The organism is Myroides albus (assembly GCF_024722315.1).
Lineage (GTDB): Bacteria > Bacteroidota > Bacteroidia > Flavobacteriales > Flavobacteriaceae > Flavobacterium > Flavobacterium album_A.
Window position 1 is genome coordinate 2676251 of record NZ_CP102754.1, and the last position, 26180, is coordinate 2702430.

A 26180-nucleotide genomic window follows, 5' to 3' on the forward strand; every position below is an offset into this window, starting at 1 on the left:
CGAAACTTATTTTATTTAATACAATGTTATTTAAGTAGAGAAATCACAGTTATGCTAAGTTTTAAAAGTAGTCCGTTTACCTTTTGTTTGAGAAATGAAATTGTCTTGTATGATAACTAATTAGGAATAATGTTTTACGGGTTGATTAACAAGTTGTATTTAATCAGTCAGCCTTAAATTTAATAGAGATTAATTATGAGCCTTTATAAGGATTACATCAACGAGATTGAAGAAAGAAAAAATCAAGGACTTAACCCTAAGCCAATTGACGGTGCTGAACTATTAAGTGAAGTTATAGCACAAGTAAAAGATGCTGAGAACGAATACCATGAGGATTCTCTTAAGCTTTTTATTTATAATGTTTTACCTGGCACTACAAGTGCTGCTGGTGTTAAAGCAAAGTTTTTAAAAGAAATTATCTTAGGTGAGGTTGTAGTAAAAGAAATTACTCCAGCTTTTGCTTTCGAATTATTATCTCATATGAAGGGAGGTCCTTCTATCGAGGTTCTTTTAGATTTAGCATTAGGTAATGATGAAGCTATCGCTTTAGAAGCTGCTAAAGTACTTAAGACACAAGTGTTCTTATACGATGCAGATACATTACGTCTAAAAGAGGCTTTCTTAGCTGGTAATGCTATTGCTAAGGATATCTTAGAGAGCTATGCTAAAGCAGAGTTCTTTACTGAACTTCCTGAAGTGGCTGAGAAAATAGATGTAGTGACTTTCATCGCTGGTGAAGGGGATATCTCTACAGACTTATTATCTCCAGGTAACCAAGCTCACTCTCGTTCTGACCGTGAACTTCATGGACAGTGTATGATCACTCCTCAGGCTCAACAAGAGATTAAAGCGCTACAAGCAGCTCATCCTGGTAAAAGCGTGATGTTAATCGCGGAAAAAGGAACAATGGGAGTGGGGTCTTCTAGAATGTCAGGTGTGAATAACGTAGCATTATGGACAGGTAAACAAGCAAGTCCTTATGTACCTTTCGTTAATATTGCTCCAATTGTAGCAGGTACAAATGGAATTTCTCCTATTTTCTTAACGACTGTGGATGTAACAGGAGGTATCGGAATTGACCTTAAGAACTGGGTAAAGAAAACAGACGCAAATGGAAAAGTTGTCCTTAACGAAAAAGGAGAGCCTATCTTAGAGGAAGTTTACTCTGTAGCAACAGGAACTGTATTGACAATTAATACAAAGACAAAAAAACTTTATAACGGAGAAAAAGAGCTTATCGATATTTCTAAAGCCTTAACTCCACAAAAAATGGAGTTTATCAAAGCAGGTGGTTCTTATGCTATCGTGTTTGGTAAAAAAATTCAAACTTTCGCTGCAAAAGTATTGGGTATAACAGCTCCAACAGTATTTGCTCCTTCAAAAGAAGTTTCTGTGGAAGGACAAGGACTTACAGCTGTAGAGAAAATCTTCAATAGAAATGCAGTAGGAGTAGCTCCAGGAAAAGTATTACACGCTGGATCTGATGTACGTGTAGAAGTTAATATCGTTGGGTCTCAAGATACAACTGGTCTTATGACTGCTCAAGAGTTAGAGGCAATGGCTGCTACAGTTATTTCTCCTATTGTAGATGGAGCTTACCAATCTGGATGTCACACTGCTTCTGTATGGGACAAAAAAGCGCAGGCTAATATCCCTAAATTGATGAAGTTTATGAACGACTTCGGTTTAATTACAGCACGTGACCCTAAAGGTGAATACCATTCTATGACTGACGTTATTCACAAAGTATTGAATGATATTACAATTGACGATTGGGCTATTATTATCGGTGGTGACTCACATACGAGAATGTCTAAGGGAGTTGCTTTCGGTGCGGATTCAGGAACAGTTGCTTTAGCTCTAGCTACAGGTGAGGCTTCAATGCCAATTCCAGAGTCAGTTAAAGTTACTTTCAAAGGAACTATGAAACCACATATGGATTTCCGTGACGTGGTGCATGCTACACAATCTCAAATGTTGAAACAATTCGCAGGAGAGAACGTATTCCAAGGAAGAATTATCGAAGTACATATCGGAACTCTTCTTGCTGACCAAGCCTTTACATTTACAGACTGGACTGCAGAGATGAAAGCTAAAGCATCTATCTGTATTTCTCAAGACGATACTTTAATTGAATCATTAGAAATAGCAAAAAGCCGTATCCAAATCATGATTGAGAAAGGTATGGATAATAAAAATCAAGTGCTTCAAGGCTTGATTGACAAGGCTAATAAGCGTATCGAAGAGATTAGATCAGGTGAAAAACCAGCTTTAACTCCAGATGCTAATGCTAAGTATTATGCTGAGGTAGTGATTGACTTAGATATTATCGAGGAGCCAATGATTGCTGACCCAGATGTAAATAACGAAGATGTTTCTAAACGCTATACACACGATACAATTAGAGAGCTTTCTTACTATGGAGACAACAAAAAAGTTGACTTAGGTTTCGTAGGTTCTTGTATGGTACATAAAGACGACTTGAAGATTGTTTCTCAAATGCTTAAAAACATTGAAAAACAAAGTGGTGAAGTTAAGTTTAATGCTCCATTAGTAGTGGCTGCTCCGACTTACAACATCATCGACGAGTTGAAAGCTGAAGGAGATTGGGAATACTTACAAAAATATTCAGGATTTGAGTTCAGTGACTTGTTGCCAAAAAGCAATGCTCGTACAGAGTATGAAAACATTATGTACTTAGAGCGCCCTGGTTGTAACTTATGTATGGGGAACCAAGAGAAAGCAGCTAAAGGTGATACTGTAATGGCTACATCTACTCGTTTATTCCAAGGACGTGTAGTAGAAGATTCAGAACGCAAAAAAGGAGAATCTTTATTAGCTTCTACACCAGTAGTAGTATTATCTGCTATCTTAGGAAGAATACCAACTATCGAAGAATATAAAGCTTCAGTAGAAGGAATTAACTTAACTAAGTTTAAGCCAATTCCTACTAAGTAATTTAAATAGTATTTATATATACCAAGCGAGGTAGTCCATACAGACTACCTCGCTTTTTTTATGATATACTTGATTATAATATGATGCTTGTTTTAACTGAAACATTGTGCATGATGCTCTATTTCAAAATTGCAAGAATTAGCAATAAAACAAAGTTTATTGGCTTGGGTATGCAGTTGTAGGGCTAATTCTTTTTGCGATTCATCTTTGATGCGTATTATCGGATTTAAAACTACTTTAGTTATACGTCCACTGCCATCATCATTTAGTACCAATGTAGCTTGTGAATTATCTTCGTAAGTAAGCACCTCTATATTGTGTTGTTGGCATACATACAGATAAGACATCATGTGGCAAGAGGTAATGGCACTCAATAGTAAATCTTCTGGATTTAGCAAGTTAGGATCTCCTTTAAAGGCTTTGGCTGCTGAAATAGCTAAAATATCTTTTCCCTCTATTTTGATAGTGTGACTTTTGGCATACACCTTTTTGTTTGACTCTTTTTGCTTGTCGGGCGCTATCCAATTTAAGGCTGCTTTAAAAAGATGTTTGTACATAGTATTGGCTTATCTAAATGTTTTGTTTTGTGTATTTAGATAGTAGTGGAGTTAGAGTAACTCTTACTATCAATGATTTATTCAAATTTAAACAAAATACACATCTATTTTTTTGTTATCATGTCGTCTTTATACTTTGTATTTGGGTATTCCTTGCAAATCTACTTTGTTTAAGTAGAATCATTTTAAATATATTGTTTTAACATTTATATAGAATTTATAAGCCTTAAAATATATTAAATTGGGTGTAAATATAAATTTGTAAATAAAAGTATTTTACTATGGCTTTTGATATAGAAATGATTAAGAAAGTGTATGCAAAGATGCCTGCTCACGTGGAGAAAGCGAGAGAGTTAGTAGGGCGTCCTTTGACACTAACAGAAAAGATTTTGTACACGCACTTATGGGAAGGGAGTCCTTCTCAAGTATTTGAAAGAGGAAAAGACTATGTGGATTTTGCGCCAGATAGAGTAGCTTGTCAAGATGCAACAGCACAAATGGCATTACTACAGTTTATGCATGCTGGAAAAGATAAAGTGGCAGTACCAACTACAGTACACTGTGATCACTTGATTCAAGCAAAAGTTGGAGCTTCTACTGATTTGCAAGTTGCACAGAATCAATCTTCAGAAGTATTTAATTTCTTGTCATCTGTATCTAATAAATATGGTATTGGTTTCTGGAAGCCAGGAGCAGGTATTATTCACCAAATTGTGCTAGAGAACTATGCTTTCCCAGGAGGATTAATGATAGGTACAGATTCACATACAGTTAATGCTGGTGGTCTAGGTATGTTAGCTATCGGTGTAGGTGGAGCTGATGCAGTAGATGTAATGTCTGGTATGGCTTGGGAATTGAAGTTTCCTAAATTAATAGGTGTGAAATTAACTGGAAAGTTAAATGGTTGGACAGCACCTAAAGACGTTATCCTTAAAGTAGCTGACATTCTAACTGTGAAAGGTGGAACTGGAGCTATCGTAGAGTATTTCGGTGAAGGGGCTACTTCTATGTCATGTACTGGTAAAGGTACTATCTGTAATATGGGAGCTGAGATAGGCGCGACTACTTCTACATTTGGATACGATGATTCAATGAGAAGATATTTAGCTGCTACAGGCCGTCAAGATGTAGTCGATGCTGCTGATAAGGTAGCTGAGCACTTAACAGCTGATGCTGATGTGTACGCTAATCCAGAAAAGTATTTTGATCAATTGATTGAGATTAACCTATCAGAATTGGAACCGCATATTAATGGGCCTTTCACTCCTGATAGAGGAACCCCTGTATCGAAAATGAAACAGGAGGCTCAAGCTAATGGATGGCCATTAAAAGTAGAGTGGGGACTAATAGGTTCATGTACAAACTCTTCTTATGAAGATATGTCTAGAGCGGCTTCTATTGTAGAACAAGCAGTAGCTCAAGGAATCACTCCTAAGGCAGAGTTTGGTATTAACCCAGGTTCTGAACAAATACGTTATACGATCGAAAGAGATGGTATCATTGAGACTTTTGAGAAGATGGGGACTAAAGTATTTACAAATGCTTGTGGACCATGTATTGGTCAATGGGATCGTGAAGGAGCAGATAAGCAAGAGAAAAACACGATTGTGCATTCGTTTAACCGTAACTTCTCTAAACGTGCAGATGGTAACCCAAATACGCATGCTTTCGTAACTTCGCCAGAAATGGTAGCTGCATTAGCTATTGCTGGAGATTTAAGTTTTAATCCTATCACAGATACTTTAATAAACGATGAAGGTCAAGAGGTAAAATTACTTCCTCCAACTGGTGACGAATTGCCAACTAAGGGATTTGATGTAGAAGATCCAGGTTATCAAGCACCAGCTGCTGACGGTTCAAATGTCGTAGTGGAAGTAAACCCAGCATCTAATCGCCTTCAGTTGTTAGAACCGTTTACTCCGTGGGATGGAAAGAATATTACTGGAGCTAAATTGCTAATCAAAGCTTTTGGTAAATGTACTACGGATCATATCTCTATGGCAGGTCCTTGGTTGCGTTTCCGTGGCCACTTAGATAATATTTCGGACAATATGTTGATCGGGGCTGAGAATGCTTTTAATCATGAAACAAATAAAGTTAAGAATCAACTCACAGGAGAGTATGGAGCTGTACCTGCTGTGCAGCGAGCTTATAAAGCGGCTGGTATTCCGACAATCGTAGTAGGAGATCAAAACTATGGTGAGGGATCATCACGTGAGCACGCAGCTATGGAGCCTCGTCACTTAGGCGTTAAAGCGGTTTTAGTGAAGTCTTTTGCACGTATTCATGAAACAAACTTAAAGAAACAAGGTATGTTAGCTTTAACGTTTGCTAATGAAGCAGATTATGATAAAATTCAAGAGGATGACATTATCAACTTCTTAGACTTAACTGAGTTCGCCCCAGGTAAGCAATTATCATTAGAGTTTGTACACGCAGATGGTTCTAAAGACGTGATTAAAGCTAATCACACATATAATGCAAGTCAAATAGAATGGTTTAAAGCAGGTTCTGCATTAAACTTAATTGCAGCAGGTAAATAGATATTAATATATCTACTATAATCAGAAAGGGTATCCTATTGGGTACTCTTTTTGTTTTATTAAAATTGATTTATAAAGTCTTTTTTAGCTACTAAAAGACATTCATTAATGGATGATTTTAGTAAGTCATAATCTCCTACTTTCCATTTTTTCTTGAATTTATTGATATTCTTTTTGTGATATTTTTGTGTGACAATATTATTATTCAGGTCTGTTATGGTAGAGGTAATGTTAATAAATAATTCTTTTCCTACTACGATAAAACCATAGTAATTGACCGTAAGTCCATAGTGTAAATCAATTTCTTGAATTTGATTTACATTATATTTATTTCTTTCTTTCTTATATAATCGTAGTCTAATTCTGTTGTTTCTGCTTTGTGTATTACAGGAAGAGCATTGATATTTTTATAAAAATATATTCCTTATTAATAGAATCGTACTTTTTCTTTATCTCATTATTTATAGCTGTATAAATAATAGGTTTGTAAATGCTATCTATTTGTTCTAATCCTTTTTTGAACTTTGTTTGAGATGTAAGAGCCATATCTAACAAACCTTGTGCTCCACTTTTTAGAACATGGACTTTTGGTTTATATATTGTAACAGCTATTTTTTTATTGTCTTTAAATACTTCTTTATTTAAAACTATCTGCCTTGAACTACAAGAACAAAATAAAACGATAATTGTAAGTAGATAGAATGTTTTGAAAGGTCTCAGAGTATTAGTTTATTTTCAAATTTTTGATAAAATTGTTATTTATTACTGTGATAGTACTGATATTATTATAGTATTTTTTGTACGACACTGTATTTTATAGTTATTTTGCGGTTATAAATACACAATAACACAACATGAGTGAATTAGACGATAAGAAGATTGTTTTGGCAATTGATCAGAAACCAAAGTTAGGACAGTGGATCCTATTGAGTATTCAGCATTTATTTGCCATGTTTGGCGCTACTGTTTTGGTGCCGACTTTGACAGGAATGAATCCCGCAATAGCCCTTATATCAAGTGGGATAGGTACATTAGCTTTTATTGTTATAACAAAAGGGAGAGTGCCTTCTTATTTGGGGAGTTCTTTTGCTTTTATTAACCCGATTATAGCTCTTAAATTATTAGAGGCAGATCCTGCATCAGGTATGCCTGTGGGAAGTTTTTTGGTTGGGAGTTTTTTAGTGGGGGTAGTTTACTCTTTAGTGGCATTGTTAATTTCAAAAGCAGGTACAGGTTGGTTGATGAAATTGTTGCCACCTATTGTAGTAGGCCCGGTAATTATGGTAATCGGGTTGGGATTAGCCAATACAGCGGTAGGTATGGTGACGAACAATCCAAGTGGAGAGTATGATTTAACTTATGTTCTCATAGGATTAGTGACACTTGCGATTACTATTATTACTGCGATTTTTACGAGAGGGTTCTTAAGTGTTATACCTGTTTTGGTTGGTATTATTGGAGGATATTCATTTGCAGCAATTATGGGGGTGGTCGATTTTACCAAAGTAATAGAGGCTCATTGGATAGAAGTACCAGAGTTTATGCTTCCATTTGTTGATTATACTCCTTCTATATCTTGGTATGTTATTTTGTTAATGTTGCCAGTGGCTATTGTGCCGATTGCTGAACATATTGGACATCAGTTAGTATTGAGTAAAGTGATAGGTAAAGATTTAATAAAGGATCCTGGACTACATAAGAGTATGTTAGGGGATGGAGTAGCCACTATGTTGGCTTCATTGATAGGAGGACCACCAAATACTACTTATGGAGAGAATATAGGTGTGCTTGCTATAACACGTGCATTTAGTATCTATGTGTTTATAGGTGCTGCATGTTTTGCAATTATTTTTGGATTCTGTGGAAAGGTAGCGGCTTTGTTAAGTACTATACCAGCTCCAGTAATGGGTGGAGTATCTATTTTGTTATTTGGAATTATTGCATCAAGCGGATTGCGTATGTTAGTTGAAAACAATGTAGATTTTAAGATAAAGCGAAATCTAATTATTTCTTCTGTTATTTTGATTATTGGAATTGGAGGCGCAGCAATTCACATCGGAGAAGCGTTCTCATTAGAGGGGATGGCACTTGCCTCAATCATTGGTATTGTTTTAAACCTTGTTTTACCTGGAAAAAAGAATGTGAAATTCGAGGATATGTTTAAAGATGAATAGGTTTTACATATCTATTAAATAATAATCAGGCATTATTTTATATAAATAAATAATTATGTTAAAATAAATAGAAAAACAGTGTTTGCTTAAGTTTATAGATGATTTTATTTGAATTATTGATTATATTTGGTTTTGACAAGATGAGAAAATGAAAGAAAAGAAAAGTAAACTTCGACTATTATCAAATATCCTTTTTTTTGGAATATTAATTGTTATCCTTTTTACGCCTTTGGGAACAAGTGTTAAAGTGTGGGTTAATCAATTAGTCGCCATGAGTCCATCATTGGAAAATGAAAGTGATTTTGAGAAAGTAGTTTACAATGGTTGGGAGGTCTTAGATAGTCAAGGAAATAAGGTCGACTTTTCTGATTTGGATGGCAAAGTTGTAATTGTTAATTTTTGGGCAACATGGTGTCCTCCTTGTATAGCAGAAAAACCAAGTTTTCAAGAATTGTATGATGACTATAAAGATAAAGTAGTCTTTATGTTTATCACAAATGAAGATAAAGATAAGGTTAAGGTTTTTCAGGATAAGTACAATTATTCATTGCCTGTATTCTATGAAGTAGCTAATACGCCAGTAATGCTTTTTTCAAAGTCTATTCCTGCGACTTATGTCATAGATAAAAAGGGTAATATTGTTGTAAGAAAGTTTAGGGCAGCAGATTGGAACAGTTCTAAGTTTAGAGTTGAGTTAGACTCTTTGTTGAAGTAATTAAGCTTTTGCACTATAAATAAAGCCTTGTAAGTAATGCTACTTACAAGGCTTTTTTATTAGATTGTTCTTTGTGTGTTAGTCTTTTTTTAATCGATGAATAAGATAATCATGGACTTTTACCCCATGAGCAAAGTGACCATTATATGTAATAGATATAAAAAAAGGGAACTGCATTAGCAGCTCCCTTTATACTGATGTATGTAATTCAATTTATATATTGAATGCTTTTTTGATATCCTCAACTCTATCTAATTTTTCCCAAGTGAATAGTTCAACTTGAATCTCTTTTACATCTCCACCTGGTCGAGTGAAAGTTTTAGTAACGACTTGTGGTTTTCTTCCCATATGTCCATAAGCAGCCGTTTCACTGTAAATAGGGTTTCTCAGTTTTAAGCTTGTTTCGATAAAGTATGGTCTTAGGTCAAATAGTTCACTTACTTTCTTGGCAATTTCACCGTCGGTTAAGTTAACTTTAGAAGTACCATAAGTATTTACATAAACTCCAGTAGGCTTAGCTACACCGATGGCATAAGAAACTTGAACAAGTACTTCATCGGCAACACCTGCAGCAACTAAGTTTTTAGCTATATGACGTGTTGCGTATGCGGCACTTCTATCTACTTTACTTGGATCTTTTCCTGAGAATGCTCCACCACCGTGAGCTCCTTTACCGCCATAAGTATCAACGATAATTTTTCTTCCAGTTAATCCAGTATCCCCGTGAGGTCCTCCAATAACAAAAACACCTGTAGGATTGATTAGGTATTCAATGTCGGCGTTTTCAAATAAGTATTGATATTGTGGATACTTTGCAAGTACTCTTGGAATAAGAATATCAATGATATCCTTTTCTATAATAGATTGCATTTGTTTTTCAGCGTCAGCTTTTGCAGCAGCAGACTTATCTACTGGTTTGATAAAGTCATCATGCTGAGTAGAAAGTACAATAGTGACAATGCGAACTGGTTTGTTATTATTGTCATATTCTAAAGTCACTTGACTTTTTGCATCAGGTCTAAGATAAGTGATTTGCTTTTGCTCTCTTCTTAAACCTGCTAATTCTTGTAATAATTTGTGTGATAAGTCTAATGCAAGAGGCATATAATCTTCTGTCTCTATTGTTGCATAACCAAACATCATCCCTTGGTCCCCAGCTCCTTGATCTTCTTTTGATGCACGGTCAACTCCTTGATTAATATCTGCTGATTGTTCGTGTATTGCAGATAATATTCCACACGAGTTTGCCTCAAACATATATTCACTTTTGGTGTATCCAATACGTTGGATTACATCTCTTGCAATTTGTTGAACGTCAAGATAAGTTTTAGACTTAACTTCTCCTGCTAAAACAACTTGACCAGTAGTAACTAATGTTTCACAAGCTACTTTTGATTCAGAGTCAAAAGCTAAGAAATTGTCAATTAGAGCATCAGAAATTTGATCTGCAATTTTATCAGGATGTCCTTCACTTACAGATTCGGATGTAAAGTAATAAGCCATAGTAATTATTATTTTTAAAGTTGTAAAAAATAGAGGAAATGGCTAAAGGGGAGATAAATACACTTCTGCTTTAGCATTTTTTACCGAGGTTGCAATCAGTTCAAATTTTTCCTCCTGTTTATTGTGATGCAAATGTATTAACTATTTTAGTATCAATGCAATTTTTTTTACAATTTATATTATTGTTAACTATTGTTGATTTTCTTACTTCTATTTCGCAAAGCAATTTAATATTAAAAGTAAATAGAAAAGATGGTTTGAATATGTGAAGTAAAAATATTGATATATTGCATAATCGGTAAAAATTACAAACTAAAATACGAATAATATATTTTAGGGTGTATTTTTCCCTACATTTGCTATCAAATTATAGAATTGAAAACAATTAAGTAATGAGATTACACAATATAGAGGATCAAAAGTCTTTAACACCAGAGTTAGCATTGTCATTTCTAAAAGAAGGAAATAAACGTTTTGTTGCTAATTTAAAGGCTCATAGTAACTTATTAGAGCAAGTTAACGACACACAAGCTAATCAGTTTCCTTTTGCTATTATTTTAAGCTGTATAGACAGCAGAACTTCGGCAGAATTGATATTTGATCAAGGATTAGGTGATATATTTAGTACTCGTATTGCAGGAAATGTATTGAACAACGATATAATCGGTTCAATGGAGTTTGCTTGTAAGCTTGCAGGTTCTAAGTTAATTGTTGTATTGGGGCATTCTCATTGTGGGGCAATTACTGGTGCTTGTCACGGAACAGAATTGGGGCATTTAACTGATTTGTTAGCGAAGGTTAAACCTTCTATTGAGTATGTAAAACAAAACAATAAAGATTTAGATATTCATTCTAAGGAAGCTGTGGATAAAGTAGCTTTTCACAATGTTGAGTATACCATCGATCACATTCTCAATAAAAGTACCGTTTTAAAACAAATGTATGAACAAGGAGAGATTGGTATTGTAGGTGCGTTTTATAAGGTGGAAACTGGAGAAGTAGATTTTGTAAAGGAAATGTTTGTAAAAAAATAGTTGTTTTGAAACACAATGATTTTTATTTAAAAATACTTGAGAATAATAAAGCTTGGGTTGAGGAGAAGTTAGCTATCAACCCAAATTATTTCAAGCGTTTGTCTGAAAGACAAACACCACCTGTATTGTGGATTGGATGTTCGGATAGCCGTGTTCCTGCAAATGAAATTATTGGTGCAGAACCTGGGGATGTGTTTGTCCATAGAAATATTGCCAATATGGTCATTCATTCAGACATGAATATGTTGAGTGTTTTAGATTATGCTGTGAATATTCTCAAAGTGACTAATATTATAGTATGTGGACATTACGGATGTGGAGGTGTTTTAGCAGCAATGAAGAATGAATCTTATGGTTTGATAGATAACTGGATTCGCCATATAAAAACTGTTTACAGACTACACAATGTCGAGCTTGATCAGATAGATGATGAAGTTGTACGATTTAATCGCTTTGTAGAATTGAATGTTCAGGAACAAGTTTATGACTTGGCAAAGACGTCAATTGTACAAGGTGCATGGGCAAGACAACAGGATCTAAGTATACACGGATGGGTTTATGGACTCAATTCTGGATATGTGACAGATTTAGAGGTTAATGTTACCAATAATCAAGACCTTGATGAGGTTTATCAATTGCGTTTTAAAAAGATTTAATCCTCCTCTAAATTTTCATTGAATGAACTCGGTAGGAGAGAGGGAATAAAATTAAGGATAATAGGCAAAATGATTGTACCTCCTGGTAATAAAAAGATAGCTAAAGAAGGTATGGTTTTAATAACTTCGATGGTCTGCTTTTTTACAACTTTTTTCTCCTGCGAATTTAAATCGCGGTAAGTAGAATCCATAAGTAATTTCATCAATTGCTTATTTTTTTGAATTTCTTTTACCAAACGCGTTTTGTTTCTACTCAAAAGGAGCTCGATATTATTACTTGAGTTAGTGATTATATTGTTGAATAAAGTTGTGGACTTATAAAAGTGGTATTCGCTATTGTGTTTCACAACAAATTCTTCAAACTTGTGCTTGCTTAACGAGTAGATATGTTGATTGATATCTAATAGACTAAAAGGTATCTGTTCTAATTTTGGTAGTTCTACCTTCTTAGTTGTATTATTCCATGAATTACAGATTATAAAATCCGCAAGGCAATTCGCTTCTAAAATGCTTGTAGTTTTTTGAAATTTAAAATCTTCTAAGGAATCAATGGATCTTGATAGTAATGCAATAAGACTTTGGTCTTGCTCGTTTTTAATTTCTTTATTTTGTTTGAATTGCAGTAAAAGGGCAATCAGTGTACCAATAAAGTTTTGACTAAATGCTTTAGGTTTTACTTGATCAGGGTTGTTTAAAAAGTGTTCGAAGCTAATTACATCAGAACAAAGAATTATCTTATTGAGTATAAAATCATTTGATTTTGAGTTAGAAAAGAAATGTTCTTTCCACCTCATTGTAAAGATATTTTCAAGTTTAGCATAAGCATTTTTATCTTGAAAGAAAGAAGATAAGTAATTGTTTTTGTGGGGTATTAACAAGGTGTAAAACTCGATGACTTTTTCTATAAAGGCATTTGGATCGGCAGAATTGCTATTGATCTGGTAAACTTTGTAAAATAACTGTAGAACTGTGATTTTTGATAGTTCTTCTTGTGTATATTTAAACTCCTTGAATATAGAGGGTAGGGCGTTAATATCGATTATTCCGAAACTAAACCCAATAGCTCTTATTTCTTCAACTAATAGATCAATATTAGTAGCACTAAATATGTTGTACTTGTCTATTTCTGCTATGTATTTATTAATCCAACCGTTTGTACTTGGGTTCATATCTATACAATTTTAAACAAGTAGTGATAGCTAAATTAACTATCACTACCTTTTTAATTTACCATTTTACTTGTTTCTCTATTGCTTTAATCATTTCAGAGGCAATATCTTTATTAGTAGCGCCTTCTATACCTTCTAATCCTGGTGAGGAGTTAACTTCAAGTAATAAAGGACCTTTTGCTGATCTAATAATATCTACTCCAGCAACTTTAAGGTTCATTGCCTTAGCTGCTTTGATGGCGATTCTTTTCTCCTCTGGTGTAACTTTAATTATCGATGCGGTACCTCCTAAGTGGATATTGGCTCTAAATTCTCCAGGCACTGCTTCTCGTTGTATTGCAGCTACTACTTTACCATCAACAACAAAGCATCTGATGTCTTTACCATTGGCCTCCTTTATAAATTCTTGAACAAGAATATTGGCATTTAAACTTTTAAAAGCATTAATAACACTTTCTGCGGCTTTCTTTGTTTCTGCGAGTACAACACCTTTACCTTGTGTACCTTCCAGTAATTTAACTATTAAAGGACTTCCCCCAACCATTTTGATTAGATCATTAGTATCTAAAGGAGAATTGGCAAACCCTGTAGTGGGAATGTCAATACCGTTATTTAGGAGCAACTGTAGTGAAAAAAGTTTATCTCTTGATTGTGCAATTGCAGCAGCACTATTCAAACTGTATACTTTTAGGGACTCGAAATGTCTAGTTAAGGCACATCCGTAGTATGTCATACTTGGGCGAATTCTTGGAATCACAGCATCAAAGTCATTAAGTACTCGACCTCCACGATAGTGAATTTCTGGCTGATTCGCATCTAATTTCATATAACAGTACTTTAAATTAAGAAAGTGCATTTCATGACCTCTTAATTCCCCTGCTTCAATAATTCTCTTATTGCTGTATAATTCAGGATTACTTGCTAACAGCCCTATTCTAAGTCCTTTTCTATCAACTTTATTTTTACTGTAGTATTCATCGAGTTTTTCAGAAGTTGGTTGACCTAATAAGAAGTGTTTTTCAGGATCAACTAATATTTTACCACTCATCGCTTCTCTTCCAAGAAGCATGCGGTATCCCATCGAATCTCTATTTGTTAGTGTAAGTTCTATTTCCCAAGGAGTTTCATTTAACACGATGTCAGTGCGAATAACATAGCGCGATTCTCTTGATCCACTAGAGCTTTTTACAATTCTTTTATCAATTACTTTAGCTTCACAACTAATGATTGTTTTCCCATTGTTTTGAAGAGGATTGATGTCGAATTTTACCCATTTATCTCCATCCTTTTCAAATGGAATAATATTAACTGCGTGTAATGCAGAAGTTTTCGCTCCAGAATCAACTCGAGCTTTAATTGCAGGAATTTTAAAAGTAGGAAAAGAGCACCACTCTTCACTACCAACAATAACTTTATCTAACATATAATGATATTATGTTGCGAATGTAGTACAATAAATATAATGCTTTTATATCTGTATGTAAAAAAATAGTAAAATTTAACTCTTTAATATATTGTGTTTTACGATTTAGTCTTTTCAATAGATAGGTAATCATTTGTGGAAGTGGATTTACCTAAGTGTTTTTTATATTGAAATAGGGAAAGGAATTGTGTTTAGATTACCGTTTCTAATTGCTAAATAGACCAAAAGTAGATGAAAGTAGGAATCCTTAGATAGTTATATAAAAAAATAGCCTACTAATTAGTAGGCTTATTTTTTTCAGTATCAATTGATATTTTTAATTCTTCTTTATTTTCTCCCAGGTTCATTGATATATTATCACCTAAGGAAATCTTCGAATTTACAATTTCTTCAGCAAGAGGGTCTTCAATGTACTTTTGAATAGCTCTTTTAAGAGGTCTTGCTCCATATTGTTTGTCATAACCTTTCTCGGCGATAAAATCTTTAGCTTCCGTACTCAATGTAAGTGTGTAGCCAAGATCTTCAATTCGCTTGTAAAGTTTAGATAACTCTATATCAATAATTAAATCGATATCACTTTTCTCAAGTGCATTGAAAACAACGATATCATCGATTCTGTTTAAAAACTCTGGAGCAAAGGCTTTTTTAAGCGCATTTTCGATAACTGATTTAGAGTTTTGATCGGTTTGTTCTTTTCTGGCTTGCGTTCCGAATCCAACTCCTTGTCCAAAGTCTTTTAATTGACGTGCACCTATGTTAGAAGTCATGATAATGATTGTGTTTCTAAAATCAACTTTTCTACCAAGGCTATCAGTTAAGTGTCCATCGTCAAGAACTTGCAATAAGGTGTTGAATACATCTGGATGTGCTTTCTCAATTTCATCAAATAAAATAACAGAGTAAGGTTTTCTTCTTACTTTTTCAGTTAGTTGACCACCTTCTTCATATCCTACATAACCTGGAGGTGCACCTACTAATCTAGATACAGCAAATTTCTCCATGTATTCACTCATGTCGATACGCAATAAAGCCTCTTCAGAATCAAACATTTCTTTAGCAATCACTTTAGCTAATTGCGTTTTACCTACCCCTGTTTGGCCTAAGAATATAAAAGAACCAATAGGTCTGTTAGGGTCTTTTAAACCAGCTCTATTTCTTTGTATTGCTTTTGCTATTTTGCTAACAGCTTCATCTTGTCCGATTACTTTACCTTTTATTAACTGTGGTAGATTTGCCAGTTTAGTAATCTCTTTTTCAGCAATTCTATTAACTGGAATCCCTGTCATCATAGAAACAACATCAGCAACATCATCTTCAGTAACGGTAATCTTATTAGTTTTAACGTCTTCCTCCCAGCTGTTTTGTGCAGAAGCTAAGTCTTTTTCTAATTGTTTTTCATCGTCTCTTAAGCCTGCAGCTTCTTCGTATTTTTGTTTTTTGACCATTTCATTCTTTTCTTCACGAACTTCTTCAAGTCGTTTTTCTAAGTCAAGAATATTTTGTGGTACATTGATATTTGTAATGTGAACACGTGAACCAACTTCGTCAAGAGCGTCAATAGCTTTATCAGGTAAGAATCTATCGCTCATGTATCTGTTAGTTAACTTCACACAAGCCTCGATTGCTTCGGGTGTATAAGTTACATTGTGATGAGATTCGTATTTTTCTTTAATGTTGTTCAAGATAATGATTGTCTCATCTACGGTTGTAGGTTCAACAATAACTTTTTGAAACCTTCTTTCTAAAGCTCCATCTTTTTCGATATGTTGTCTAAACTCATCTAAAGTAGTTGCACCAATACATTGAATTTCACCACGAGCTAAAGCAGGTTTAAACATATTAGAGGCATCTAAAGAACCAGTAGCTCCACCAGCACCAACAATTGTGTGAATTTCATCAATGAAAAGAATAATATCATCATTTTTTTCAAGCTCATTCATCACTGCTTTCATTCTCTCCTCAAACTGACCTCTATATTTTGTTCCCGCAACTAAACTTGCTAAATCAAGTGTTACAACTCGTTTGTTATATAGAACTCTTGATACTTTCTTTTGAATAATGCGCAAAGCAAGTCCTTCAGCAATAGCAGATTTACCAACTCCAGGTTCTCCAATCAAAAGCGGGTTGTTTTTTTTGCGTCTACTTAAAATTTGTGACACACGCTCTATTTCTTTATCACGGCCAACAACAGGATCTAACTTTCCATTCTCAGCCATTTCAGTTAAATCTCTACCAAAATTATCTAATACTGGAGTTTTTGTACGCTTAGATGTTTTTGTAGAAGAGCTGTCAGTTTTGTCAGTGTTTTTACTGTCATCTTGTCCTTCTTCATCAAAAGTTTCTGCTTTTGGTTGTTCTGTGATGTCCTCTTGATCAAAGATACCTGTAGCGTCTTGTTGACTTAAGTATTCTTGTTTTACAGCATCGTACGTAACTTTAAGTTTGGTTAGTATTTGAGCTGTAGGATCATCACTGTTTTTTAGAATACACAATAGCAAATGAGCTGTATTTATCTCGTTGTTTTTAAATAGCTTAACTTCTAAGTAAGTTAGCCTAAGTGCTCTTTCTGCTTGTTTAGTTAAATGCAGGGAAGCCTTTTCATTTAAAGGGTTTTGACCTGTTGTATTTGGATTTAAAGCTTCTATTTTATGTCGTAGAAAATCTACATCTATATCTAAATTGTTTAAAATATTTGATGCTTCACCTTGTTCAACTCTCAGTAGCCCTAATATAAGATGCTCTGTACCAATAAAGTCATGACCAAGTCTTAAGGCTTCGTCTTTACTGTAAGAAATTACATCTTTAACTTCTTGTGAAAAATTATCGTCCATTTTTTATAATATTAAATAGGTGAATATTTATTGTACAGTATAATTGCAAAAAGCATACCTACTAAAATATACTGACATAATAGCTAATATGGTGAAAAAAAAGATATTAAAAAAGCAGCGAAATATGTTTTTTTGAAAAATGTATAAACTGTATGTTTTTCTCTGAAATACTAAAGAAAAAACATGGTATAAAGCTATTAATTCTGTATATTAGCACGTTTAATATTTGAGAATTTTAATTTTATATACTTATGTCTGAAGGAGAAAAGTTGATTCCTATTAACATAGAAGAGCAAATGAAATCTGCTTATATTGATTACTCAATGTCAGTTATTGTTTCTCGTGCTCTTCCAGATGTTAGAGATGGCTTAAAACCTGTTCATCGAAGAGTATTATTTGGAATGTATGAATTGGGGGTATTATCTAATAGAGCCCACAAAAAGTCTGCAAGAATTGTAGGGGAGGTTCTAGGTAAGTATCACCCACACGGAGATAGCTCAGTGTATGACACTATGGTACGTATGGCTCAAGACTGGAGTATGCGTTATTTACTTGTTGATGGACAAGGGAACTTTGGATCAGTAGACGGTGATAGCCCTGCAGCTATGCGTTATACTGAGGCGAGAATGAGAAAGATTTCAGAAGAGATTCTTGCTGACATTGATAAAGAAACTGTTGATTTCCAATTTAACTTTGATGATACTTTAGAAGAACCTAAGGTTATGCCTACGCGAATTCCTAACTTATTAGTGAATGGTGCTTCTGGTATTGCTGTAGGTATGGCTACTAATATGGCTCCTCATAACTTATCTGAAGTTATTGATGGTATATTGGCCTATATAGACAATAACGATATTGAGATTGATGAGTTAATGAATCACATCAAAGCTCCTGATTTTCCAACCGGAGGTATTATCTATGGATACGAAGGAGTAAGAGAAGCTTTCAAAACTGGTCGTGGTCGTGTTGTCATGAGAGCTAAAGCTAATATCGAGGAAGTAGATGGAAGAGAGTGTATTATTGTAACTGAGATTCCTTATCAAGTTAACAAAGCAGAAATGATTAAGAAAACTGCTGAAGCTGTTAACGAGAAGAAGATTGAAGGTATTGCTACAATCCGCGATGAATCTGATAGAAAAGGTATGCGTATTGTTTATGTTCTTAAGCGTGATGCTGTACCTAATATTGTTTTAAATACACTTTATAAGTATACTCAATTGCAATCGTCTTTTAGTGTAAATAATATTGCATTAGTAGATGGTAGACCACAGATGCTGAACCTAAAGGATTTGATTTATCACTTTGTTGAGCATAGACATGATGTGGTTACTCGCCGTACTGAATTTGAATTGAGAAAGGCTGAAGAGAGAGCTCATATTTTAGAAGGACTTATCATTGCTTCGGATAATATTGATGAAGTAATTGCTTTGATTAGAGGGTCTAAAAATGCTGATGAAGCAAGAGCTAAATTAATTGAGCGTTTTAGTCTAAGTGAAATTCAAGCTCGTGCAATTGTTGAAATGCGTCTTCGTCAATTAACTGGACTAGAGCAAGACAAACTGCGTGCTGAGTATGAAGAAATCATGGAATTAATCAACCATTTAAGAGCTTTATTAGCAAGTAAAGAAATGAGAATGGACTTGATTAAAGAAGAACTTGTTGAAGTTCAAAATAAATATGGCGATGAACGTCGTTCTCAAATCGAATATGCTGGAGGTGATGTTAGTATTACTGATTTAATTGCCGATGAGCAAGTAGTGATTACTATTTCTCACGCTGGTTATATTAAGAGAACACCACTTTCTGAATATAAAACTCAGAACAGAGGAGGAGTTGGACAGAAGTCTGCAGGTACTCGTGATCAAGATTTCTTAGAGCATATGTATGTGGCAACTAATCATCAATATATGCTATTCTTTACTCAAAAAGGAAAATGTTTCTGGATGAGAGTTTATGAAATTCCTGAAGGAACAAAAACAAGTAAAGGTAGAGCTATTCAAAACTTGATTAATATTGAGTCAGATGATAAGGTAAAAGCATTTATCTGTACTCAGGATTTGAAAGATGAAGAATACATCAATAATCACTTTGTGATTATGGCAACTAAAAAAGGACAAGTTAAGAAAACTCCTTTAGAGCAGTACTCAAGACCAAGACAAAATGGTATTATGGCAATCACTATCAAAGAAGATGATGAATTGTTAGAAGCTAAATTGACTGATGGTAAGAGTAAAGTATTAATTGCTGTACGTTCAGGTAAACTTGTTCGTTTTGATGAAGAGAAAACTCGTCCAATGGGAAGAACTGCTTCTGGTGTTCGTGGAATCACTTTAGCTGATGACAAGGATGAAGTAATCGGAATGATCTCTGTTAGTGATTTGAACAGTGAAATTCTTGTTGTTTCTGAAAATGGATATGGTAAGCGTTCTGCATTAGATGAATATAGAGAAACTAACCGTGGAGGTAAAGGTGTTAAAACCATGAATATCACGGATAAAACTGGTTTACTCGTTTCTATTAATTCTGTGACTGATGCTGATGACCTTATGATTATTAATAAATCTGGTTTAACTATCCGTATGCGTGTTTCTGACTTAAGAGTTATGGGGCGTGCAACTCAGGGTGTTAGATTAATTAATATCAAAGGAAATGACTCGATTGCTGCTGTTTGTAAAGTGATGAAAGAGGACGATGAAGATATTGAGGATATTGATTTTACGGACATAGAAGATCAAATTGATACAGTGTCAGATGATCAAAACACTGAAGAATAATTGAATTAAACACTTTAAACTATAAAAAGATGAATAGAAAGTATGTTTATCTATTATCTGCTTTAATGATTTCAGGGGCTTCTTTCGCTCAGAAAAAAGAACTTAAAGAGGCTGAAAAAGCAGTGAAAAAAGGAAACTTAACTGAGGCACAAGCTGCACTTAAGAATGTTGAAGCAGTACTGGGTTCTGCTACAAATGAACAAAAAGCTACTTATTACGCTTTACAAGGTAACTTGGCTTATCAACAAATCGAACAAGATAAAAACGTTGATGCTAACGTGGAACTTATTTTAAATTCATTTAAAAAAGTTAATGAATTTGAAACCAATAAGAACAGTAAAATTGTAAAACAAGCTGACGAGGAAATTAAAGCTGTAGCAACTAAAGTTGTTAATCAAGCAATTGAAGACAATGGTTCACAAAACTATAAAGGGGCTTCAAGACGTTTTAATCAAGCATTTTTGTTGAATCCTACAGACACAATCTATTTATATTACGCTGCTTCTACAGCTATTAATGCAAAAGATTACGAAACAGCTGTGAAGCATTACGAACAATTAATTGATTTAGATTATAATGGATCTGAATCATATTATACAGCTGTAGAGAAAGCTTCTGGTCAAGTTCAAAGTTTTGGTAATGATTCAAAAATGCGTGACCTTATGGTTAAGCAAGGAACACATACTGACCCTAAGTTTGTAAAAGAGGATTCTAAAAAACCAGAAATTGTAAAGAACTTAGCTCTGATTTATTATCAAGAGGGTAAATACGATGAAGCAGAGAAAGCTATCGTTGCTGCTCGTGCGGCTAATCCTGATGATATGAATTTGTTGTTAACTCATATGGATTTATATTTAAAATCTAATAATATGGGGAAATATGAGGAGTTAGCTAAAGCAGCTTTAGCTAAAAATCCTAACGATGATGTATTGTTGTATAACTTAGGAGTAACTAGCTACCAAGCTGGTAAATACAAAGAGGCAAAAGAGTATTATACGCAAGCTCTTCGCATTAATCCTAAATCAGAGAATGCATATTTAAACCTTGCAATTTTAAAACTTCAACCAGACGAAGAGATTACTAATAAAATGAATAACCTTCCTTTAAATGCTGCTGGAAATAAGCAATACGAGGAACTGCTTAAACAAAAGCACGGGATTTATAGAGATGCAATGAATGACTTAGAAAAAGTGATTTCAATTAATCCAAATAATCAAGAGGCTGTTCAAACTTTAAAGAATATTTATCGCGCATTGGAAATGAACGATAAATTAAAAGCTTTAGAGGCTAAATCAAACTAAGAGTATTTGTTTTAGAATATGATAAGAAAAAGGAGTTGTCTATAGACAGCTCCTTTTTTTGTATGGCATTGTGGGTGATGCATATGCCAAAAAAAGCATTCCTTGGAATGCTTTTTTTGTCTTTGACAAGATAATCAGATAACTCTATTCGTTATTACTATCGTCTTCTCCAATATGTTTAATTTGATCTAATTTGTCTGTCCAAATTTTTAGATCATCTTTTAATTTATCGATATTCTTGCGAACTTCTTTTACAAAACTATTGCTTTCAGAAGGGTTTTGAATATAAGCCAAGTTGTTTTCTAACTGCAATATATCGCCATTAATCTCCTCAATTTTGCGTTGGATAAAGATAGCTTCACCTTGCAGCTTTCTCTTGTCGTTGGTCTCTAAAATAGTTTCCAATCGATTATTGAATTTAACCGCTTCCATTTCTCTTCTGCTTAGATTTAATTTTTCAAATAAGCTATCGAGAATTTTGTTGAATTTACCTTCAATAAAACGCTTATGTTGAGGAACTCTACCTAAGGTTTTCCAATTGTTGATATGGTTTTTAATCTCAGATAAATCGGTTTTATGATCTCCCGATAACTCAAAAGTTTTCATTAGATCTAAATACTCCTTTTTCTTATTGTAAGCATCTTGTTCTTCTTGATTCTCTTGATTTTTGATTGAGTGTAAACGATCAAAGTAGTGGTTACAGGCATCTCTGAATTCTTTCCAAAGCTGATCAGAATATTTTCTTGGGACATGTCCAATTTCTTTCCAATCATTCTGTATTTTCTTCATAATAGGAGTAGCCTTGAGAAAATCTTCACTGTCTTTGTATTGTTTGGCTTTCTCTATTAGAGCCACTTTCTTAGCATAGTTCTCTTGTTGTTCTTTTTTTAATGTCTTGTAGAAAGTGTTTTTCTCTGCATTAAAATTACGCGTTGCTAATTTGAATAAATCCCAAACTTCATCATTGTTCTCAGCAGGTACTTTACCTATAGAAAAGAATCTATTTCTAAGTTCTTCTACTTTGCCAATTTCTTTCTGCCACTGATTGTGATTAGTAATAGGAAGCTTAGAGATTTTATCTATCTCACTGATGATATTTACTTTTTGTGCTAAGTTTTGTCTTTCAACTAATCTTAGTTTATCTAATAATGATTCGCGTTTTTCGTGTAATTGTCTTGTAATTTCACTGAATTGATCCCAAATTTGTTCTCTATATTCACGCTCAACAGGTCCTATTTCCTCTCTCCAGATACGGTGTAGAGTTTGTAGTTCTCTAAAAGCTTTTACAATATCTTCTTCTTGTAATAACTCCTCAGCTCTTGTTATAATCTTCTGCTTTTGTTCTAAATTGTGCTTGAAGTCAAGATCTCTTGATTCTCTATCTAAATGCAATTGATCGTAAAAGCGCTCAATGTGAAAATGGTAATTATTCCAAAGGTGATTATATTTATCCTTAGGTATAGCTCCAGCGTTTTTCCATTGATCTCTTAGATCATTTAATTGTTTTAAAGCATCGTCTATTGTTTCTTTATTATCTACAAGGTCTTTTAATTGCTCGATAATGCTTAGTCTCTTTTTGTAGTTTGTATTCAAAGAGTCTTGCAATTGTTTGAAGTAGGTATTTTTCTTTTCTCGATATTCCTCGTAATATTCTTCAAATTCGTGCTTAATTGGTAAGTTAAACTCAAAATCTGAATCATTCGCATCGGGATTCTCCTCAAAGAAAGCTTCTTTTTTTTCTTCGATTAAATCAGCATACTTACGTGTAAATACTTTTTTAATTTCTTCTGCATGGTCTTTGATCTCAGTTACCTTGTGCAGTCTTGTTAGTTTATGAAGTTCCTTAGTTAGTTTTTCTAAATCGAAAGTTTCATAATTTTCTAAGGGAATGTGATTCGCTTCATGTACTGCATGATCTTCGCTCTCTTCCGCATTAGAAGCATTAATGGAATCTAAAGCCTTTTCTTTATCAGTTTGGACAACCTTGTTACTATTGGATTCCTGGTTTGGTCCGTCTGCTGGCTTGTGCAGGTTATCAGTCTCGTGATTTAACATAATTAAGATGCTTATAGTTTAACAATTAATTAATTAAAGTAATATACCTTCTTACCAAATTTAGCAAAAAAAAAACAAATAACCTTGTAAAATAGGTGTTTACTGCTAATGTATTTTAGCTATATCCTTTGCGTTTTATTAAATTTCAATCTAAAAACTGCAACCTTGTTGTTTTTATCAATTTTGTTGACATTCAATAGCAAGAATATTTTTATCTATTATTTACTTTTGTTATCTATTCCATATTTTCCATGCTTTTTCAGCTTGAAGCACTAACATTTCATATCCATTTTTGACAATAGCTCCATGTTGTTTGGCATGATGCATAAAGCTTGTCTGTTCTGGATTATAGATTAGGTCATAGGCAATGTGTCTTGGGGAGAATAAGCTGTAGTCTAATGCTGGTTTATTTTGTATATCTGGTGATGTACCTAAGGGAGTTGTATTAATAACAATGGTGTATTTTTGCATTAGTTCAGCTGTTATTTCACTATATGTTATTGTTTTATCAGTTTTGGTTCTACTGACTTGTAAATATTTAATATTTAGTTTTTTTAAAGCGTATTTTACTGCTTTGCTTGCTCCACCTGTACCCAATATTAATGCGCGTTTATGATGAAACTTCAACAGTGGTTTTAGAGAGTGATAAAATCCGTACCAGTCTGTATTATATCCTTTTAGATTACCTTTTTTAGTGACTCTAATTGTGTTGACTGCGCCTATTTTCTTGGCAGTCTTTGACAAACTATCTAAATGTGAAATAATATCTTGTTTATAAGGGATGGTTACGTTATAACCACAAATGTCTTTTTGTGTTTTTACAGCTGTAGAAAACAGATCTATTGTATCAATGTCAAAGTTTTCGTAGGTGTTGTTTTTTAATTTCTCGCGCTCAAACTTTTTGTCAAAGTAATTTCTTGAGAACGAATAATCTATATTCTTACCGATTAAACCAAAGCGTCTTGTCATAAGGTGTGTTTTATAAAAATTAGTTATTATAACCTTTATGCATAGTTAGTTATTTTATGTGACTCAGCAATAAAAAAGAGCGAACCTTTTTCGGGACGCTCTTTTGTAATTTATTGTTTGGTAAATTTTCTAATTGTGTTTTGAACAAACGGACTTTCCCATTGAATAGGGAAGTAGGTTTTGATGATTTCTCTCTTTTCAAAGTTTTTAGTTAAGGCTATTTCTAAATACTCTGATCCTTTATCGTAATTCTCTATCGTAAAGAACAATACTGAGAGTCTGTATAAAATATCAGCATTATCAGCTTCAAAGTCTATTACTTGTAAAAGTTTGTTGATAGCCTCTTCATAGTCACCTAAAACATATAAGGTATCTGCCCAACCTATCCAATGCTCCATAATATGGCTGCCTAACTCTGCTGCTTTTTTATACCCTTTTTCTGCCTCTTTAAAGTCCAGAAGTGTTTTGTTTAAGACAGCATATCTCAACCAGTATTTATCGTTGAATTCATCGATATTAATCGCTTTCTGTAAGTACATTAAAGCTTTGTCGTACTTTTCCTCTTTGATGGATAAGTCAGTTAAGGAAAGCCATCCTTTGTCTAATGATGGATCTTCGTGAACTGCTCTTTTATAATATTCCATAGCTTGAGGGAAGTTGTTTAAGTCTTCATAACAACTACCTATACGCAATAACACATAAGAAGTAGGATCATCTAATTCCAGTGTAACGACATAATTCTCTATAGCTTCTTTGTATTTTTTAAGTTTTTCAAGAGATTTCCCTTTCTCAAGGTAAGCTCCCAAAAATTGATCGTCAATTAAAGTAGCATATTCAAATGCCCAAACAGCTTTTTTGTAATTCTTTAAAGCAAAGTATTGTCTTCCCAATTGATGCCAAGCAATTTCACTGTACGGTTTTCTGTCAATATAGGCAGTTAAGAAATCAATTGCTTCGTTGTTTTCTGATAGAAAATCAAAACAATAGATCACATTGTAAAGTGCTGATTGATCTTCTTCGTCATTTTCTAAACACTGAATAAAACTGTCTTTAGCTAATTCAATTTCATCTACTAACAAGTATTCCATCCCTAAAAGAGAGTACACATCAGCTAAATCCTCTGTTAGCTTCAATGCTTTCTTTAAAGATTCTATTGCGTCGAGGTGATTGCCTTTCTTCGAATAAACTGTTGATCTTTGGATGTGCACTTCTTCGTTTGTAGGGTCTATCTCCTCTATTTGATCTAATAACTTATCTGCTGCTTCTAATTTATTTTGAAATATAAGCAGTTCAACTTCTACTAATTTTAAACTTGTAGAATTTGGGTGTTGTTCTTGACCTAATTTAAGTGCTTTTTTAGCAAGGGTCAATTTACCTGAATCCAAATAATGAAGAATAATACTTTCAAATTCTTCAGAGTCGAAAAATAGTACTTTATTCGTCTTTAACATTGATTCAAAACGAGATAAAGTCATTCTGTACTCTTCCTCTTCGTTATCTAAATGCATTTTGTTTTGT

Annotated in this window: 16 protein-coding genes; 8 read left to right on the plus strand and 8 right to left on the minus strand. The window is 33.8% G+C overall.

The genetic code is table 11. From position 1 onward, the window contains the following. The first annotated feature begins 195 nt into the window (after nt 1-195). Complete coding sequence (locus tag NWE55_RS12180; protein WP_155091184.1) at nt 196-2958, plus strand: bifunctional aconitate hydratase 2/2-methylisocitrate dehydratase; 2763 nt, start codon at nt 196-198, stop codon at nt 2956-2958. Nucleotides 2959-3050: 92 nt separating this feature from the next. On the opposite strand, the gene NWE55_RS12185 is transcribed toward NWE55_RS12180, so the two are convergent. Then, nucleotides 3051-3515 (minus strand): OsmC family protein, encoded by a 465-nt coding sequence (locus tag NWE55_RS12185; protein WP_155091185.1) that lies wholly within the window; start codon nt 3513-3515, stop codon nt 3051-3053. Nucleotides 3516-3796: 281 nt separating this feature from the next. Here NWE55_RS12185 and NWE55_RS12190 point away from each other — a divergent pair, with 281 nt between their 5' ends. The 3 genes from NWE55_RS12190 (at nt 3797) to NWE55_RS12200 (ending at nt 8947) form a co-directional block, all read left to right on the plus strand. Next, nucleotides 3797-6058, plus strand: a complete 2262-nt coding sequence (locus NWE55_RS12190) for an aconitate hydratase (protein WP_155091186.1) — start codon at nt 3797-3799, stop codon at nt 6056-6058. 854 nt (nt 6059-6912) lie between these two features. Beyond that, complete coding sequence (uraA, locus tag NWE55_RS12195) at nt 6913-8232, plus strand: uracil permease (protein WP_155091187.1); 1320 nt, start codon at nt 6913-6915, stop codon at nt 8230-8232. A gap of 148 nt (nt 8233-8380) precedes the next feature. Then, nucleotides 8381-8947: a TlpA family protein disulfide reductase gene (locus NWE55_RS12200; protein ID WP_155091188.1), complete on the plus strand. Its 567-nt coding sequence runs from the start codon at nt 8381-8383 to the stop codon at nt 8945-8947. A 213-nt stretch (nt 8948-9160) separates the two neighbouring features. On the opposite strand, the gene metK is transcribed toward NWE55_RS12200, so the two are convergent. Next, nucleotides 9161-10450 carry a methionine adenosyltransferase gene (gene metK / locus NWE55_RS12205; protein WP_155091189.1) on the minus strand — a complete coding sequence of 430 codons (1290 nt, stop codon included), beginning with the start codon at nt 10448-10450 and terminating at the stop codon, nt 9161-9163. Between the two features lie 392 nt (nt 10451-10842). Here metK and NWE55_RS12210 point away from each other — a divergent pair, with 392 nt between their 5' ends. Beyond that, nucleotides 10843-11484, plus strand: a complete 642-nt coding sequence (locus tag NWE55_RS12210; protein ID WP_155091190.1) for a carbonic anhydrase family protein — start codon at nt 10843-10845, stop codon at nt 11482-11484. A 5-nt stretch (nt 11485-11489) separates the two neighbouring features. Further along, a complete protein-coding gene (gene can, locus NWE55_RS12215) occupies nt 11490-12140 on the plus strand; it encodes a carbonate dehydratase (RefSeq protein WP_155091191.1) in 651 nt (216 codons plus the stop codon). Here the strand turns inward: can and NWE55_RS12220 are convergent. From NWE55_RS12220 to NWE55_RS12230, 3 genes are all read right to left on the minus strand, one after another. Further along, nucleotides 12137-13309, minus strand: a complete 1173-nt coding sequence (locus NWE55_RS12220; protein ID WP_258204095.1) for an LETM1-related biofilm-associated protein — start codon at nt 13307-13309, stop codon at nt 12137-12139. The genes can and NWE55_RS12220 overlap by 4 nt on opposite strands. A 58-nt stretch (nt 13310-13367) precedes the next feature. Further along, nucleotides 13368-14732, minus strand: coding sequence for a 30S ribosomal protein S6--L-glutamate ligase (gene rimK / locus NWE55_RS12225; RefSeq protein WP_155091193.1), 1365 nt, complete (start codon nt 14730-14732; stop codon nt 13368-13370). A 275-nt stretch (nt 14733-15007) separates the two neighbouring features. Beyond that, on the minus strand, nt 15008-17563 hold the full coding sequence (locus NWE55_RS12230; protein WP_258204096.1) for an ATP-dependent Clp protease ATP-binding subunit: 2556 nt from the start codon (nt 17561-17563) through the stop codon (nt 15008-15010). A gap of 251 nt (nt 17564-17814) precedes the next feature. On the opposite strand from NWE55_RS12230, the gene gyrA reads away from it, so the two are divergent. Then, nucleotides 17815-20337 (plus strand): DNA gyrase subunit A, encoded by a 2523-nt coding sequence (gene gyrA / locus NWE55_RS12235; RefSeq protein ID WP_258204097.1) that lies wholly within the window; start codon nt 17815-17817, stop codon nt 20335-20337. A gap of 29 nt (nt 20338-20366) precedes the next feature. Next, a complete protein-coding gene (locus NWE55_RS12240) occupies nt 20367-21638 on the plus strand; it encodes a tetratricopeptide repeat protein (RefSeq protein ID WP_155091196.1) in 1272 nt (423 codons plus the stop codon). A 144-nt stretch (nt 21639-21782) separates the two neighbouring features. On the opposite strand, the gene NWE55_RS12245 is transcribed toward NWE55_RS12240, so the two are convergent. The 3 genes from NWE55_RS12245 to NWE55_RS12255 form a co-directional block, all read right to left on the minus strand. Beyond that, nucleotides 21783-23693 (minus strand): DUF349 domain-containing protein, encoded by a 1911-nt coding sequence (locus NWE55_RS12245; RefSeq protein ID WP_258204098.1) that lies wholly within the window; start codon nt 23691-23693, stop codon nt 21783-21785. 231 nt (nt 23694-23924) lie between these two features. Beyond that, entirely contained in the window at nt 23925-24662 is a 738-nt protein-coding gene (locus NWE55_RS12250) for a shikimate dehydrogenase family protein (RefSeq protein ID WP_258204099.1), read from the minus strand. Nucleotides 24663-24772: 110 nt separating this feature from the next. Further along, nucleotides 24773-26170, minus strand: coding sequence for a tetratricopeptide repeat protein (locus tag NWE55_RS12255; RefSeq protein ID WP_258204100.1), 1398 nt, complete (start codon nt 26168-26170; stop codon nt 24773-24775). Nucleotides 26171-26180 lie beyond the last annotated feature (10 nt).

Excerpts from the sequence above, each read along its gene's own strand:
- NWE55_RS12210 (WP_155091190.1), top strand. The coding sequence starts at position 10,843 with ATGAGATTACACAATATAGAGGATCAAAAGTCTTTAACACCAGAGTTA.
- NWE55_RS12180 (WP_155091184.1), top strand. The coding sequence starts at position 196 with ATGAGCCTTTATAAGGATTACATCAACGAGATTGAAGAAAGAAAAAAT.
- NWE55_RS12240 (WP_155091196.1), top strand. The coding sequence starts at position 20,367 with ATGAATAGAAAGTATGTTTATCTATTATCTGCTTTAATGATTTCAGGG.
- metK (WP_155091189.1), bottom strand. The coding sequence starts at position 10,450 with ATGGCTTATTACTTTACATCCGAATCTGTAAGTGAAGGACATCCTGAT.
- NWE55_RS12200 (WP_155091188.1), top strand. The coding sequence starts at position 8,381 with ATGAAAGAAAAGAAAAGTAAACTTCGACTATTATCAAATATCCTTTTT.
- NWE55_RS12190 (WP_155091186.1), top strand. The coding sequence starts at position 3,797 with ATGGCTTTTGATATAGAAATGATTAAGAAAGTGTATGCAAAGATGCCT.
- uraA (WP_155091187.1), top strand. The coding sequence starts at position 6,913 with ATGAGTGAATTAGACGATAAGAAGATTGTTTTGGCAATTGATCAGAAA.
- NWE55_RS12250 (WP_258204099.1), bottom strand. The coding sequence starts at position 24,662 with ATGACAAGACGCTTTGGTTTAATCGGTAAGAATATAGATTATTCGTTC.
- NWE55_RS12255 (WP_258204100.1), bottom strand. The coding sequence starts at position 26,170 with ATGCATTTAGATAACGAAGAGGAAGAGTACAGAATGACTTTATCTCGT.
- NWE55_RS12230 (WP_258204096.1), bottom strand. The coding sequence starts at position 17,563 with ATGGACGATAATTTTTCACAAGAAGTTAAAGATGTAATTTCTTACAGT.
- gyrA (WP_258204097.1), top strand. The coding sequence starts at position 17,815 with ATGTCTGAAGGAGAAAAGTTGATTCCTATTAACATAGAAGAGCAAATG.
- NWE55_RS12245 (WP_258204098.1), bottom strand. The coding sequence starts at position 23,693 with ATGTTAAATCACGAGACTGATAACCTGCACAAGCCAGCAGACGGACCA.
- NWE55_RS12185 (WP_155091185.1), bottom strand. The coding sequence starts at position 3,515 with ATGTACAAACATCTTTTTAAAGCAGCCTTAAATTGGATAGCGCCCGAC.
- rimK (WP_155091193.1), bottom strand. The coding sequence starts at position 14,732 with ATGTTAGATAAAGTTATTGTTGGTAGTGAAGAGTGGTGCTCTTTTCCT.
- NWE55_RS12220 (WP_258204095.1), bottom strand. The coding sequence starts at position 13,309 with ATGAACCCAAGTACAAACGGTTGGATTAATAAATACATAGCAGAAATA.